Here is a 14,508-nt window from a genome sequence, read left to right on the forward strand (position 1 = left end):
ATGATCGGCCGTCGCCCTCTAGCGGGCGGCGGCCGATCGTGTTTAGGTGCGTCTACGGCTCACAGCCGTCCGACCTTATTGACACCTCACTGACAGTAGTTCCACGGGGGAGTGGTTCCGTATGCCCAACGGAGGGTTCTGCAGACTGCCGGGAGGCAGCGTCGTCGTCGCCATCGGACTGCCCAGCCCGGCCGGCGACGGGGCCACCGTCCGCTTCCTGGTGCACGCGGCGAACCGGGCCCGCGCCCTGACCCGGCTGCGGAACCTGGGCCTGCGCGCCGTCTACCTCCGCGGCAACACCGAGCCGCCCACGCCGGACGAGATCACGGCCGTGCTCCACCACCCGGAAGGGATGCTGTGGCGCACCACGGCCCAGGAGCTGTGGCACCCGATACGGTCCCTGCCGAAGGAGCCCGCGGCCTAGGGCCTGTCCGGCGGATCAGGGTCGGGCAGGCCCTAGTACTTCCGTCGGTTACGGGGCGACGACCGGCTCGCCGGTCAGCGCCACGCCCGCCGCGCGCAGCTCCTCCAGGGCCCGGTCGGTGGTCTCCCGCGCGACCCCGGCCGTCAGGTCGAGCAGCACCTGGGTGCGGAAGCCCTCGCGGGCCGCGTCCAGGGCGGTCGCCCGCACGCAGTGGTCGGTCGCGATGCCGACCACGTCCACCTCGGTGACCTTGCGGGCACGCAGCCACTCGGCGAGCGTGCTGCCGTTCTCGTCCCGGCCCTCGAAGCCGCTGTACGCGGCCTCGTAGGCGCCCTTGTCGAAGACCGCCTCGATCGCGCCGCTGGCGACGGCGGGCGCGAAGTTCGGGTGGAACCCGACCCCCTCGGTCCCGGCCACGCAGTGCCGGGGCCAGGACAGCACGTAGTCCGGGTGCTCGGAGAAGTGCGCCCCCGGGTCCACATGGTGGTCCCGGGTGGCCACCACATGCTGGTACGCCCCGCCGCCCGCCGCCCCGATCAGCTCGGTCACGGCCGCGGCGACATCGGCCCCCCCGGCCACCGCGAGGCTGCCGCCCTCGCAGAAGTCGTTCTGAACGTCCACAACGATCAATGCGCGGTGCATGGCGGGTGTCCTTGCTGAGGAAGAGGGGGCCGGGCGGGTCGGATTCGAGCCTAGAGACTTCCCGGCCCGGGTGGGAGGGGAAAGCCGGAGGTGCCGGGGGAGCGGCCCGCGGCCCCCAGTCTCCGGGCGGACTACACGTACTCCGTCGGCAGCACCGGCTCGCCGCGTGACAGCTGGATCGCCGACATCGGGAGGGCGGCGCGGGCCGTGATGTGGCGGGCGCGGGCCGCCTCCAGGGGCTCGCGGGCGACCACGTCGCCGCCCTTGACCAGCTCGACGAGCAGCTGCCGGCCGACCAGCTCCGGCGGGACCGGGCCGGTGCCGACGACCTCGGCCTCGGCGACCCCGGCGGCGTCCGTGCGGCGGGCCGCCCACTTGCGGCCGCCGATGGAGGCCTTGCCGCCCACCGACTTCTTCGCCACCGGCGTCAGCGGCGCCTTCGGGTCGGCCGAGGCGGCCCGGGCGACCAGCTTGTAGACCATGGAGCAGGTCGGGTGGCCGCTGCCGGTGACGAGCTGGGTGCCCACCCCGTACGCGTCGACCGGCGCCGCCGCGAGCGAGGCGATGGCGTACTCGTCGAGGTCCGAGGTGACCACGATCTTCGTCTCCGTCGCGCCCAGCTCGTCCAGCTGCGCCCGCACCCGGTGCGCCACGAGCAGCAGGTCGCCCGAGTCGATGCGTACGGCGCCGAGCCCGGGCCCGGCCACCTCGACGGCGGTACGGACGGCCTCGGCGACGTCGTACGTGTCGACGAGCAGCGTGGTGCCGCTGCCCAGCGACTCGACCTGGGCCCGGAACGCGTCCCGCTCCGTGTCGTGCAGGAGCGTGAAGGCGTGGGCGGAGGTGCCCACGGTCGGGATGCCGTAGCGGAAGCCCGCGGCCAGGTCCGAGGTGGCCTCGAACCCGCCCACGTACGCGGCCCGGGACGAGGCCACCGCGGCCAGCTCGTGGGTGCGCCGGGCGCCCATCTCGATGAGCCGGCGGCCGCCCGCGGCGGCCGACATCCGGGAGGCAGCGGCCGCGATCGCCGAGTCGTGGTTGAGGATCGAGAGGATCACCGTCTCCAGGAGCACGCACTCGGCGAAGGAGCCCTCCACGCGCAGGACCGGCGAGCCCGGGAAGTACACCTCGCCCTCGGGGTAGCCCCAGATGTCGCCGGAGAAGCGGTAGCGGGCGAGCCACTCCAGGGTCGGCTCGTCCACGATGCCCTGCTCGCGCAGGAAGCCGAGCACGCCCGGGTCGAAGCGGAAGTTCTCGACGGCGTCCAGGACCCGGCCGATGCCCCCGACCACGCCGTAGCGCCGCCCCTCGGGCAGCCGGCGGGTGAAGACCTCGAAGACGGACCGGCGGTCCGCGGTGCCGGCCCTGAGGGCCGCCTGGAGCATGGTCAGCTCGTACTGGTCGGTGAAGAGCGCGGTCGACGGCACGTCCACCGGGAGCCCAAGGTCCGCAGCGTTCATATGAGGAATGCTAGCGGGTATTCGTCAGTTTGACGAATACCCTTGAGTGCCCTCGCCCGGTGGGGAGGCCCGTTTGTGCGACGGGCCGGTAAGGGTGGCAGCATGGGACAAGTGAGCGTTGCGCCTATCGAGATCGAGCAGACCAAGCCGGCCGAGGAGATCTCCGTCGTCGTCGAACCCGACGTGCCGTGGGTGACCCTCGTCCACAATGACCCGGTCAACCTGATGAGCTATGTCACCTACGTCTTCCAGGCGTACTTCGGCTACTCCAAGGACAAGGCGCACAAGCTGATGCTCGACGTGCACAACAAGGGCCGCGCGGTGGTCTCCAGCGGCACCCGCGAGGAGATGGAACGCGACGTGCAGGCGATGCACGGCTACGGCCTGTGGGCCACCCTCTCCCAGGACCGCGGCTGATGGCGGGGCGTTTCGAGGCCCTCCCGGGCGGCGGCGCGGCCGTCGCGCTCGACGAGGTCGAGATCTCCATCCTGCGCTCCCTCGCCGTCCAGCTCATGGAGCTGATCGGCCCCGGCGACGAGCCCGCCGAGGACGCGGACCCGCTCGCCGCGCTGTTCGCCGAGGGCCCCAGCGAGCCGCCCGCCGACCCGGCGCTCCGCCGGCTCTTCCCCGACGCGTACGGCGACGACACCGACGAGCTGCGGCAGGCCGCCGCCGACTTCCGCCGCTTCACCGAGAACGACCTGCGGGCCCGCAAGCGCGAGGACGCGCACACGGTCGTGCGTAGCCTCGACGCGCTGAGCACCGACGCGGCGGGGGAGGGCGGCGGGATCCTCAAGCTCACCGCCGACGAGTCCCGCGCCTGGCTCGGCGCGCTCAACGACCTCCGGCTGACCATCGGCACCCGCCTCGACGTCACGGACGACGAGGAGAGCGAGGAGCTGTACCGGCTGCCGGACGACGATCCGCGCAAGCCGATGGTCATGGCGTACCTGTGGCTGGGCGCCCTGCAGGAGTCCCTCGTCGAGACCCTGCTGCCGTAGGGCTGCCGCAGGGCTGCCGTAGGGCCGCGGCAGGGCTGCCGTAAGGCTGCCGGCGGGGCCGTTGTTACTCGCGCGTCCGCTCAGCGGACGCTCAAATCCGGATAACGAATACGTTATCCAACTGCCCCCCTTGCTCTCTTGAGTCCCTTTTGCCCGCTCTTTCGAGTGGTGTGGGTCACATGCGTGGCGGTCGACCACGGTGAACCCCGTGATAAATCTTCACGACCACCCGGGGACGCCACCCCTGTCCCCGGGGGCGCTTGGACCGGCTGACCGCCGGTGGCACTCCATCCATATCCGGGGGGATCAGGACCTGATCCGCAGCACAGTCGGCCCAGCGGCCGCCGCGCGGATCAGCATGGAGAAAGGCGCACCACCATGACCTCAGTGCAGGTCGACCAGCAGCACGACGGCAATGAGGCCGCGGACACCGCGCCCGGCGAGGGCTATCACCGGGCACTCGGCGCACGTCAGATCCAGATGATCGCGATCGGCGGCGCCATCGGTACCGGCCTCTTCCTGGGCGCGGGCAAGGGCATCTCCATCGCGGGGCCCAGCCTGATCCTCGCGTACGCCATCGCGGGCCTCGTCATCTTCTTCATCATGCGGGCGCTCGGCGAGCTCCTCATGTACCGCCCGGTGTCGGGCTCCTTCTCGGAGTACGCCCGTGAGTTCATCGGCCCCTTCGCGGGCTTCGTGACCGGCTGGACGTACTGGCTCTTCTGGGTCGTCACCGGCATCACCGAAGTCACCGCCGCGGCCACCTACATGACGTACTGGTGGGACATCCCGCAGTGGCTGTCCGCCCTCGTCTTCACCGTCATCCTCTACGCCGCCAACCTGATCTCCGTGAAGCTCTTCGGCGAGCTCGAGTTCTGGTTCTCGATGGTCAAGGTCACCGCCATCGTCGGCATGATCCTGATCTGCGCCGGCATCCTCACCCTCGGCTTCTCCGACGCCGGTGACACCGCGACCGTGACCCACCTGTGGGACCTCGGCGGCTTCTTCGCCGGCGAGCACGGCATCGGCTCGACCCTGATGACCCTGCAGATGGTCATGTTCGCCTTCCTCGCCGTCGAGCTGGTCGGCGTCACCGCGGGCGAGTCCAAGGACCCGAAGACGGTCCTGCCGAAGGCCATCAACACCGTGCCGTGGCGCATCGCCGTCTTCTACGTCGGCGCGCTGATCATGATCCTGTCGGTCGTCCCGTGGACCGAGTTCCAGCCGGGCGTCTCCCCGTTCGTCGCCGCCTTCGAGAAGATGGGCCTCGGCATCGGCGCCGCCATCGTCAACTTCGTGGTGCTCACCGCCGCCCTGTCGTCCTGCAACTCGGGCATGTACTCCACCGGCCGCATGCTGCGCGACCTCGCGCTCAACGGCCAGGGCCCGAAGGTCTTCACGAAGCTGACCCGCAGCGGCACCCCGCTCGTCGGCACCACCGTCTCGGCCGCGCTGATGATGGTCGGCGTCTGGATCAACTACCAGTGGCCCGGCGAGGCGTTCAACTACGTCGTCTCCTTCGCCACCATCTCCGGCATGTGGGCCTGGATCGTGATCCTCCACTGCCACATCCGCTACCGCCTCAAGGCCGACCGCGGCGAGCTGCCCCAGTCCTCCTTCAAGGCCCCCGGCGGCATCTGGTTCAGTGTCTTCTCGCTCTCCTTCATCGGCATGGTCATCGTGACCATGGGCATGGACAAGGACAACCGCGTGGCGCTGTACGGCGCCCCGGTGTGGGGCCTGATCCTGGCCGTGTCCTACCTGGTGCTCAAGGCCCGCAACCCCGAGGGCGCCGCCTTCACGAAGCAGCCCGTCTCCAAGTAGGGCTGACACCTCTGACCTGCAAGGTCTCAGCATCCGGGCCGTCCCGTACCGCACCTCGGTACAGGACGGCCCGTCTGCTTATCCTGTCGGCATGCTGACCATCACCCGAGCCCTGTACGACCAGATCGTGGAACACTCCCGCGCGGACCACCCCGACGAGGCCTGCGGCGTGGTCGCGGGACCGGTCGGCGAGGGCCGCCCCGAGCGCTTCATCCCGATGCTGAACGCGGCGCGCTCGCCCACCTTCTACGAGTTCGACTCCGCCGACCTGCTCAAGCTCTACCGCGAGATGGACGACCGGGACGAGGAGCCGGTGATCATCTACCACTCGCACACGGCGACGGAGGCCTACCCGTCCCGTACCGACATCTCGTACGCCAACGAGCCGCAGGCGCACTACGTCCTCGTCTCCACCGCCGACACCGACGGCGCGGGCCCGTTCCAGTTCCGCTCGTACACGATCGTCGACGGCGTGGTGGAGGAGGAAGAGGTCAAGGTCGTCGAGGCATACGAGTAGGGGTATACGGCGCGAGCCCCTGCCGAGGGTCCGGCAGGCGAACGTGATCAGTCCGTCATGTGAGATCACATTCCGGAACCCGGACCGGGAATCGATACGATGAGCGCATGGTTATCCACGACGTGAGCGAAGAGACGCCGGGCACCCCGCTGCTCGTGGCGCGGCTGCACGTCGACCTGTGCCGCCTCGCCAGCGCGATGTGTCCACCGCGCGCCGAGTTCTGAGCGACCACCGCACGGCCCGAGCGCACCCCTTCCGCACCACCGCACCACCCCCATGCGCGGGGGGCCCAGACGCGCGCCCACCACGCCACATCGCCCGCCGCCACCTCGCCCTCCGAAGGAGCCCCTGCCATGGCCATCGAGGTCCGCATCCCGACCATCCTCCGCACCTACACCGACGGCGCCAAGGCCGTCGAGGGCAAGGGCGAGACCCTCGCCGACCTCTTCGCCGACCTGGAGACCCGCCACACCGGCATCGAGGCCCGCATCGTCGACGACGGCAAGCTGCGCCGCTTCGTCAACGTCTACCTGAACGACGAGGACGTGCGCTTCCTGGAGGGCATCGAGACCAAGCTCGCCGACGGCGACAACGTGACGATCCTGCCGGCCGTCGCCGGCGGCATGGTCTGAGCGGACGGAGCCTGATGCGCTACGACTCCCCGCTGGCGGCGGTCGGCAACACGCCCCTCGTCCGGCTGCCGCGCCTGTCCCCCTCGGACGACGTCCGGATCTGGGCCAAGCTGGAGGACCGCAACCCCACCGGCTCGGTCAAGGACCGCCCCGCGCTGTACATGGTCGAGCAGGCCGAGAAGGACGGCCGGCTCACCCCCGGCTGCACCATCCTCGAACCCACCAGCGGCAACACCGGCATCTCGCTCGCCATGGCGGCCAAGCTCAAGGGCTACCGCATCGTGTGCGTGATGCCGGAGAACACCAGCGAGGAGCGCCGCCAGCTGCTCACCATGTGGGGCGCGGAGATCATCTCCTCGCCCGCCGCCGGCGGCTCCAACACCGCCGTACGGGTCGCCAAGGAGCTCGCCGGGCAGCACCCGGACTGGGTGATGCTCTACCAGTACGGCAACCCGGACAACGCGGGCGCCCACTACGCCACCACCGGCCCCGAGATCCTCGCCGACCTGCCCTCCATCACGCACTTCGTGGCGGGCCTGGGCACCACCGGCACCCTCATGGGCGTCGGCCGCTACCTGCGCGAGCACAAGCCCGACGTCAAGATCGTGGCCGCCGAGCCGCGCTACGACGACCTGGTCTACGGCCTGCGCAACCTGGACGAGGGCTTCGTGCCCGAGCTGTACGACGCCTCCGTGCTCACCACCCGCTTCTCCGTCGGCTCCGCCGACGCGGTCACCCGCACCCGCGAACTCCTCCAGCAGGAGGGCATCTTCGCGGGCGTCTCGACGGGCGCGGCGCTGCACGCGGCGATCGGCGTCGGCAGGAAGGCGCTCAAGGCCGGCGAGAGCGCCGACATCGTCTTCCTCGTCGCCGACGGCGGCTGGAAGTACCTGTCGACCGGCCTCTACACGGCCGCGACGACGGAAGAGGCGATCGCGACGGTCCAGGACCAGCTCTGGGCGTAGCAGCACCCGCCCCGTGTGGGCGATCGTCCCGCAGGGCGGGACGGGTGGGCACACGGGACGGCGCGCTTGGCGGCGCCTCCGCTCCTTGTGCCTGGACCCGCACCCGCACCCGTAACCGCGCCCCGCGCTAACGCGCCAGATGGCGGACCTGGTCCCACACGACCGGGTCCGCCGTTCCCACTCTCCGGCGGAACTCCCACACCGGCACGTCCCGCAGCTCGTCCGTCTCCAGGAAGCTCGGCCGCCCCTGCGCGTCGCCCACCGAACCCGGCGGCAGCGCGATCACACCCGGCCGCTCGTCGTGGTACTTGCTGGTGATCTTGGCGACCAGGGCGCAGTCCCCGCGCAGCGCGAGCACCAGACAAGGCCGGTCCTTCGACCCGGGCCCGTCCTCGAAGGGCACGTCCGCCCACCAGATCTCACCCGCCCGCGGCAGCCGTTCCGGCGCCGGCCGCCCGCGCGGCGGCGCCGTCCGCTTCGGCCGTCCCGGCCGGGCCGGCGGGCGCGTACGGCCCGCGGGCCGCCGGCCGCCACCAGCCGACCGGCGCCGGCCGTCGGCCAGCGCCACGACGAGCGCGAGCACCACCACCGCGACGAGCGCGGGCCACCACGACGTGTCCATACCTCAAGACGGTACCGTCGCGCACGCCGCGCCGCCGCGATGCCCCGCCATCCATCCGAACCGGTGACAGCGCCCGTGAGTTCGCCCACAACGGACCGCCACGGAGGAGCGACGGGCGGCCACGCGCCGTACTCTCGACAGACCGCACGACCTCCCCGCCAGCGCGCTTTCCGCACCCGTCCACGGAGGTTCACGCTCCATGAAGCTCACTGTCGTCGGCTGCTCAGGGTCGTTCCCGTCCGCGGAATCGGCCTGTTCGAGCTACCTCGTAGAGGCCGACGGCTTCCGGCTGCTCCTCGACATGGGCAACGGCGCCCTCGGCGAGCTGCAGCGCCACATCGGTCTGTACGACCTCGACGCGATCTTCCTCAGCCATCTGCACGCCGACCACTGCATCGACATGTGCGGCTATTTCGTCGCCCGCTACTACCGGCACGACGGCGGCCGCTGCCCCGCCATCCCGGTGTACGCCCCCGAGGGCGCGGAGCAGCGGCTGACCACGGCGTACGCGGACACCCCGACGCCCGGCGCGATGGGCGAGGTCTTCGACTTCCGCACGCTGGCCTCCGGCAGCTTCGAGATCGGCCCCTTCCAGGTGCGTACGGAGAAGGTGAGCCACCCGGTCGAGGCGTACGCGATCCGGGTCGAGCACGCCGGCCGCGTCCTCACCTACTCGGGTGACACCGGCGTCTGCGACGCCCTCGACGAGCTGGCCGCGGACGCCGACCTCTTCCTCTGCGAGGCCTCCTTCACCCACGGCAAGGAGGACATCCCGGCCCTCCACCTCAACGGCCGCGAGGCCGGCGCCCACGCCACCCGCGCCGCCGCCCGCCGCCTGGTCCTCACCCACATCCCCCCGTGGACGGACGGCGAGCAGAACCTGGCGGACGCCCGCGAGGTGTACGGCGGCCCGGCGGAACTGGCGCGCGCGGGCGCGGTGTACGAGATCTGAGAGCCGAGATCTGAGATCCGAGATCTCAAGTCCGAGAACGGGAAGTCCCCCGAAACCGACCGGTTTCGGGGGACTTCCCGTTGTACGGGGTGAGGCTCAGGCCAGGCTCACGCCTTGGTGAGGTCCTCGACCTCCTCCTCGGGCTCGCGGCCCGGGGTGGGGAGGTTGAACTTGGTGATCGCGAAGCGGAACACCACGTAGTAGATCGCTCCGAAGACGAGGCCGATGGGGATCATGAGCCACGGCTTGGTGGAGATGCCCCAGTTGATCAGCACGTCGGTGAGGCCGGCGGAGAAGCTGAAGCCCATGTGGATGCCCAGGGCCCAGGTCACGGCCATGGAGATCGCGGTCAGCACGGCGTGGATCGCGTACAGGACCGGCGCGATGAACATGAACGAGAACTCGATCGGCTCGGTCACACCGGTGACGAACGAGGTCAGCGCGAGGGACATCATCATGCCCATCACGACCTTGCGGCGCTCCGGACGGGCGGAGTGCGCGATGGCCAGGGCGGCGGCCGGGAGACCGAACATCATGATCGGGAAGAAGCCCGTCATGAACATACCGGCGCTCGGGTCCTGGGCGAAGAAGCGCGGCAGGTCGCCGTGGACGACCTCGCCGGCGGCGTTGGTGAAGTCACCGATCTGGAACCACGCCACGGAGTTGACGAACTGGTGCATGCCGATCGGGATGAGCGCGCGGTTGATGAGACCGAACAGGCCCGCGCCACCGGCGCCGAGGCCGGTCATCCACTCGCCGAAGCTGGTGATGACGTTACCGATGGGCTCCCAGCCGAGGGCCACGAGGATACCGGCGACGGTGCCGACGGCGGCGGTGATGATCGGGACGAGCCGGCGCCCGTTGAAGAAGCCGAGCCAGTCGACGAGCTTCGTGCGGTGGAAGCGCTGCCAGAGAACAGCGCTCAGGAGGCCGAGGACGATGCCGCCGAGGACACCGGGGTTCTGGAACGACGCGGCGGTGGCCGCCTCCGTGCCCTTCTGCCAGAAGCCGCCGCCGAGGCCGGTCGCGGTGTAGGTCGCGCCCTCGTGGCCCTCGGTGATCGGGAACTGGTGGATCACGGCGTAGTAGGTGAGGAAGCCGACCACGGCCGCCAGGGCGGTCGAGCCGTCGGCCTTCTTGGCGAAGCCGATCGCCACACCGATGCAGAACAGGAGCGGCAGCCCGAAGGAGCTGTCGAGGATGGCGCCGCCGGCGCCGGCGAAGACCTTTGCGACGTCGGCCGGCAGGTGCAGCTTCTCCTGCACGTCAGCCTGGCCGAGTCGGAGCAGCAGACCCGCGGCCGGCAGCACGGCGATCGGCAGCTGCAGGCTGCGACCGACCTTCTGCAGGCCCTGGAACAGGCCGGATCCGCGCTTCTTCGCGGGAGCGGCGGCCTGGGCGGTGGCCGTACTCATCAACTTCCTCCAGTTGGGCAAGGCGCCGCCAGAGGACAGTGAAAGGGGGCGACGGCGGCGTCTCGTGGAACGCGGTGTTTGGCCGCGTGGTCTACACCAATGAGTGGTGTAGACCAGTTGTAGCACGTGAGACTTAGATAAGGAACCTGTGAATTCTGTGCGCTCGGCCAGAGACGGACAGTGACGACAAAAGGCCCCCGGACCAGAGGTCCGAGGGCCTGTAAGGAGGGGGCTCACGCCTTCGTGATGTCCCGCTCCATCTCCTCCTCCAGCTCCTCCGGCTCGCGCCCCGGGGTGGGGAGGTTGAACTTGGTGATCGCGAAGCGGAAGATCACGTAATAGACGACGGCGAAGCACAGGCCGATCGGAATGATCAGCCACGGCTTGGTCGCCAGATTCCAGTTGATCACGTAGTCGATCAGACCGGCCGAGAAGCTGAAGCCGTCCTTCACGCCGAGCGCCCAGCTCACCGCCATCGACACACCCGTGAGCACCGCGTGGATCGCGTACAGCACCGGCGCGATGAAGAGGAACGAGTACTCGATCGGCTCGGTGATGCCGGTGACGAACGAGGTCAGGGCGACCGACAGCATCATGCCGCCGATCTCCTTGCGCCGGTGCGGCTTGGCGCAGTGGGTGATCGCGAGCGCGGCCGCCGGCAGCGCGAACATCATGATCGGGAAGAAGCCGGTGGTGAACTGACCGGCGTTCGGGTCGCCCGCGAGGAACATCGTGATGTCACCGTGCACCACCGTGCCGTCCGGCTTCGTGTACGAGCCGAACTGGAACCAGATGGGCACGTTCAGGAACTGGTGCAGGCCGATCACGAGCAGCGCGCGGTTCGCGACACCGAAGATGCCCGAGCCCCACGAGCCGAGCCCGACCAGCCAGTCGCTGAAGTTCTCCAGGCCGTCGCCGATCGGCGGCCAGATCCACAGGCTCAGCGAGGCGACGGCGATCCCGACGAAGGCCATGATGATCGGGACGAGCCGGCGGCCGTTGAAGAAGCCGAGCCAGTCGACCAGCTTGGTGCGGTGGAAGCGCTGCCAGAGATAGGCCGCGAGCAGACCCATGATGATGCCGCCGAAGACACCCGGGTTCTGGTACGTGTAGCCGACGAACGCCTCGTCCGGCGCGATGCAGCCGCCGCCGATGTCCCTCGTGCCCGCCGGACAGTCCTTCGGGAACTGCCGCAGCACGTTGTAGTAGACGAGGAAGCCGACCACCGCGGCGAGCGCCGTCGAGCCGTCCGCCTTCTTCGCCATGCCGATCGCGACACCGATGCAGAACAGCAGCGGCAGACCGAGGCTGCCGTCGAGCAGCGCACCGCCCGCGCCCGCCATCACCTTCGCGACGTTGTCCCAGCCGAGCCCGTCGGCGCCGAACACGTCCGGCTGCCCGAGCCGGTTGATGATGCCGGCCGCCGGCAGCACCGCGATGGGCAGCTGAAGGCTGCGGCCCATCTTCTGCAGCCCCTGGAAGAAGCGACTCCCCATCGACTTCTTCGGTGCGGCGGCGGCACTCGCGCTACTCGCGCTACTCATCGGCGACCTCCCGGGGTGCTGCGGATGCATACTGGTGTAGACCAGTTGCGGTAGGGTCCCGGAGGTCGCTCAGGGCAGCCCGCCGGTGATCGTCATCATTCGGCAGAACGGCGGCATCCGCTCGCGAGGTTGGGCCAACCGTGGGTTACCGTGACAAAGCGGACCATCAGCTGTGGACCGTCGGTGCGCAGAACGGACAGGGAGATACATATGGCCAGCAAGGCTGAGAAGATCGTCGCCGGCCTCGGCGGCATCGACAACATCGAAGAGGTCGAAGGCTGCATCACCCGCCTCCGCACCGAGGTCGTCGACCCGTCCCTCGTCGACGACGCCGCACTGAAGGCCGCCGGCGCCCACGGCGTCGTGAAGATGGGCACCGCGATCCAGGTCGTCATCGGCACGGACGCGGACCCGATCGCCGCGGACATCGAAGACATGATGTGAGCAGCTGACGCCGGTGGCTGACACCAGCAGCTGGGGAAGGGCCCGTTCCGGCAGGGGAACGGGCCCTCCTTGCATACGGCTACGCTCGTGCCATGTCTCGTATCGACGGCCGTACACCCCAACAGCTCCGCCCCGTCACCATCGAACGCGGGTGGAGCAAGCACGCCGAGGGCTCCGTCCTCATCTCCTTCGGCGACACCAAGGTCTTCTGCACCGCCTCCGTCACCGAAGGCGTCCCCCGCTGGCGCAAGGGTAGCGGCGAAGGCTGGGTCACCGGCGAGTACTCCATGCTCCCGCGCTCCACCAACACCCGCGGCGACCGCGAATCCGTCCGCGGCAAGATCGGCGGCCGCACCCACGAGATCTCCCGCCTCATCGGCCGCTCCCTGCGCGCCGTCATCGACTACAAGGCGCTCGGCGAGAACACCATCGTCCTCGACTGCGACGTCCTCCAGGCCGACGGCGGCACCCGCACCGCCGCCATCACCGGCGCCTACGTCGCCCTCGCCGACGCCGTCACCTGGGCCCAGAACAAGAAGCTGGTCAAGGCCGGCCGCAAGCCCCTCACCGGCACCGTCTCCGCCGTCTCCGTCGGCATCGTCGGCGGCGTCCCCCTCCTCGACCTCTGCTACGAGGAGGACGTGCGCGCCGACACCGACATGAACGTCGTCTGCACCGGCGACGGCCGCTTCGTCGAGGTCCAGGGCACCGCCGAGGCCGAGCCCTTCGACCGCGAGGAGCTCAACGCCCTGCTCGACCTCGCGTCCGGCGGCTGCGCCGAACTCGCCGAGCTCCAGCGCAAGGCCCTCGAAGGAACTCTGTAGGACGCCACCGCGTCCTTTACGACACGGGCGCACGGGTCGAAACCGTGCGCCCCGTCCACGTCTGTACGTACGTAGGGGGAGGACCCGAACGTGAAGCGCCGCCGCACCATAGCCCTCGCCGTCGCCACGGCCGCCTTCGCAGTCACCGGACTGACCGGCTGCGGAGCACTCGACAAGGCCGCGGACTGCATCAAGACGGCCGATGCCATCGCGACCTCCGTCGACAAGCTCTCGCAGGCCGTCAACAGCGCCTCCAACGACCCGACGCAGATCGAGGAGGCCCTGAACAGCATCGACACGGAGCTGGGCAACCTCAAGAACACGACGGACAACGCGGACCTGTCGAAGGCCGTCGACGACCTCACCAAGGGCGTCGAGTCCGTCCGCACGGCGGTGAAGAACGGCGACACCACGCCGGACATCAAGCCGATCACCGACGCGGCCACCGAGGTCGGCAAGGTCTGCACGCCCGGATAATCAGACGTATGACCCGTCTGATCCTCGCCACCCGCAACGCGGGCAAGATCACCGAACTCCACGCGATCCTCGCCGACGCAGGCCTCGACCTCGAACTCGTCGGCGCGGACGCGTACCCGGAGATCCCCGACACCAAGGAAACCGGCGTCACCTTCGCCGAGAACGCCCTCCTCAAGGCCCACGCCCTCGCCCAGGCCACCGGCCTCCCCGCCGTCGCCGACGACTCCGGCCTCTGTGTCGACGTCCTGGGCGGCGCCCCCGGCATCTTCTCCGCCCGCTGGTCCGGCACCCACGGCAACGACCGCGCCAACCTGGACCTCCTCCTGGCCCAGCTCGCCGACATCGACGACACCCACCGCGGCGCCCACTTCGCCTGCGCGGCCGCCCTGGCCCTCCCGGACGGCACGGAGCGGGTCGTCGAGGGCCGCATGCCGGGCGTCCTGCGCCACGCCCCCACCGGCACGAACGGCTTCGGCTACGACCCGATCCTCCAGCCGGACGGCTACGACGTGACCTGCGCGGAGCTGTCACCGGCCCAGAAGAACGCGATCAGCCACCGCGGCAAGGCATTCCGGGCCCTGGTGCCTGTCGTCAGGGAACTTCTGTCGTAGGCGTCTGAAGTTCCTGGGTGTCTGAGGTTCTGAAGTGCGGCCGGGGGGACTCGAACCCCCACGGGTGTTACCCCACTGGGACCTAAACCCAGCGTGACTGCCAATTCCACCACGGCCGCCTGCTGCCCGGTCATGCTACTGGCCGGGCAGTTCT

General features: G+C 69.8%; 18 protein-coding genes and 1 tRNA gene. 13 read left to right on the top strand and 6 right to left on the bottom strand.

The window, feature by feature from the left end; all coding sequences use genetic code 11:
* Positions 1-121 precede the first annotated feature (121 nt).
* A complete protein-coding gene (locus AB0C73_RS15410) occupies positions 122-424 on the top strand; it encodes a hypothetical protein (RefSeq protein WP_362529474.1) in 303 nt (100 codons plus the stop codon).
* Between the two features lie 48 nt (positions 425-472).
* Here AB0C73_RS15410 and AB0C73_RS15415 read toward each other — a convergent pair whose 3' ends face one another.
* On the bottom strand, positions 473-1,066 hold the full coding sequence (locus tag AB0C73_RS15415) for an isochorismatase family protein (RefSeq protein ID WP_362529476.1): 594 nt from the start codon (positions 1,064-1,066) through the stop codon (positions 473-475).
* Between the two features lie 131 nt (positions 1,067-1,197).
* Positions 1,198-2,526, bottom strand: coding sequence for a nicotinate phosphoribosyltransferase (locus AB0C73_RS15420; protein WP_362529479.1), 1,329 nt, complete (start codon positions 2,524-2,526; stop codon positions 1,198-1,200).
* Positions 2,527-2,628: 102 nt separating this feature from the next.
* Here AB0C73_RS15420 and clpS point away from each other — a divergent pair, with 102 nt between their 5' ends.
* From clpS to AB0C73_RS15455, 7 genes are all read left to right on the top strand, one after another.
* Entirely contained in the window at positions 2,629-2,943 is a 315-nt protein-coding gene (gene clpS / locus AB0C73_RS15425; RefSeq protein WP_362529481.1) for an ATP-dependent Clp protease adapter ClpS, read from the top strand.
* Positions 2,943-3,527: a DUF2017 domain-containing protein gene (locus AB0C73_RS15430; protein WP_362529483.1), complete on the top strand. Its 585-nt coding sequence runs from the start codon at positions 2,943-2,945 to the stop codon at positions 3,525-3,527. The genes clpS and AB0C73_RS15430 overlap by 1 nt, the downstream gene beginning before the upstream one ends.
* Positions 3,528-3,905: 378 nt before the next feature.
* Complete coding sequence (locus tag AB0C73_RS15435; protein WP_362529486.1) at positions 3,906-5,351, top strand: amino acid permease; 1,446 nt, start codon at positions 3,906-3,908, stop codon at positions 5,349-5,351.
* A 91-nt stretch (positions 5,352-5,442) separates the two neighbouring features.
* Entirely contained in the window at positions 5,443-5,868 is a 426-nt protein-coding gene (locus AB0C73_RS15440) for a M67 family metallopeptidase (protein WP_362529488.1), read from the top strand.
* Between the two features lie 107 nt (positions 5,869-5,975).
* Positions 5,976-6,092: a putative leader peptide gene (locus tag AB0C73_RS15445; RefSeq protein WP_362529491.1), complete on the top strand. Its 117-nt coding sequence runs from the start codon at positions 5,976-5,978 to the stop codon at positions 6,090-6,092.
* Between the two features lie 129 nt (positions 6,093-6,221).
* Positions 6,222-6,500, top strand: a complete 279-nt coding sequence (locus AB0C73_RS15450; protein WP_362529493.1) for a MoaD/ThiS family protein — start codon at positions 6,222-6,224, stop codon at positions 6,498-6,500.
* Between the two features lie 14 nt (positions 6,501-6,514).
* Complete coding sequence (locus AB0C73_RS15455; protein WP_362529495.1) at positions 6,515-7,465, top strand: cysteine synthase; 951 nt, start codon at positions 6,515-6,517, stop codon at positions 7,463-7,465.
* 127 nt (positions 7,466-7,592) lie between these two features.
* On the opposite strand, the gene AB0C73_RS15460 is transcribed toward AB0C73_RS15455, so the two are convergent.
* The gene (locus tag AB0C73_RS15460) at positions 7,593-8,087 is read right to left on the bottom strand and encodes a type II toxin-antitoxin system PemK/MazF family toxin (RefSeq protein ID WP_362529497.1); all 495 of its coding nucleotides are present in this window, start codon (positions 8,085-8,087) and stop codon (positions 7,593-7,595) included.
* Between the two features lie 199 nt (positions 8,088-8,286).
* Between AB0C73_RS15460 and AB0C73_RS15465 the strand changes: the two genes are divergently transcribed.
* The gene (locus AB0C73_RS15465) at positions 8,287-9,039 is read left to right on the top strand and encodes an MBL fold metallo-hydrolase (protein WP_362529500.1); all 753 of its coding nucleotides are present in this window, start codon (positions 8,287-8,289) and stop codon (positions 9,037-9,039) included.
* Positions 9,040-9,146: 107 nt separating this feature from the next.
* Here AB0C73_RS15465 and AB0C73_RS15470 read toward each other — a convergent pair whose 3' ends face one another.
* Complete coding sequence (locus AB0C73_RS15470) at positions 9,147-10,454, bottom strand: PTS transporter subunit EIIC (protein WP_362529503.1); 1,308 nt, start codon at positions 10,452-10,454, stop codon at positions 9,147-9,149.
* A gap of 233 nt (positions 10,455-10,687) precedes the next feature.
* Positions 10,688-11,950 (bottom strand): PTS transporter subunit EIIC, encoded by a 1,263-nt coding sequence (locus AB0C73_RS15475; protein WP_362529977.1) that lies wholly within the window; start codon positions 11,948-11,950, stop codon positions 10,688-10,690.
* 258 nt (positions 11,951-12,208) lie between these two features.
* Between AB0C73_RS15475 and AB0C73_RS15480 the strand changes: the two genes are divergently transcribed.
* The 4 genes from AB0C73_RS15480 (at position 12,209) to rdgB (ending at position 14,354) form a co-directional block, all read left to right on the top strand.
* Positions 12,209-12,442 (top strand): PTS glucose/sucrose transporter subunit IIB, encoded by a 234-nt coding sequence (locus AB0C73_RS15480; protein ID WP_362529505.1) that lies wholly within the window; start codon positions 12,209-12,211, stop codon positions 12,440-12,442.
* Positions 12,443-12,534: 92 nt separating this feature from the next.
* Complete coding sequence (gene rph / locus AB0C73_RS15485; RefSeq protein ID WP_362529508.1) at positions 12,535-13,266, top strand: ribonuclease PH; 732 nt, start codon at positions 12,535-12,537, stop codon at positions 13,264-13,266.
* A gap of 108 nt (positions 13,267-13,374) precedes the next feature.
* Positions 13,375-13,743 carry a hypothetical protein gene (locus tag AB0C73_RS15490; RefSeq protein WP_362529979.1) on the top strand — a complete coding sequence of 123 codons (369 nt, stop codon included), beginning with the start codon at positions 13,375-13,377 and terminating at the stop codon, positions 13,741-13,743.
* 8 nt (positions 13,744-13,751) lie between these two features.
* Positions 13,752-14,354 (top strand): RdgB/HAM1 family non-canonical purine NTP pyrophosphatase, encoded by a 603-nt coding sequence (gene rdgB / locus AB0C73_RS15495; protein ID WP_362529510.1) that lies wholly within the window; start codon positions 13,752-13,754, stop codon positions 14,352-14,354.
* Positions 14,355-14,389: 35 nt separating this feature from the next.
* Here the strand turns inward: rdgB and AB0C73_RS15500 are convergent.
* A tRNA-Leu gene (locus tag AB0C73_RS15500) sits at positions 14,390-14,473 on the bottom strand.
* Between the last annotated feature and the right edge of the window lie 35 nt (positions 14,474-14,508).

The organism is Streptomyces sp. NPDC048623 (assembly GCF_040650755.1).
Classification (GTDB): domain Bacteria; phylum Actinomycetota; class Actinomycetes; order Streptomycetales; family Streptomycetaceae; genus Streptomyces.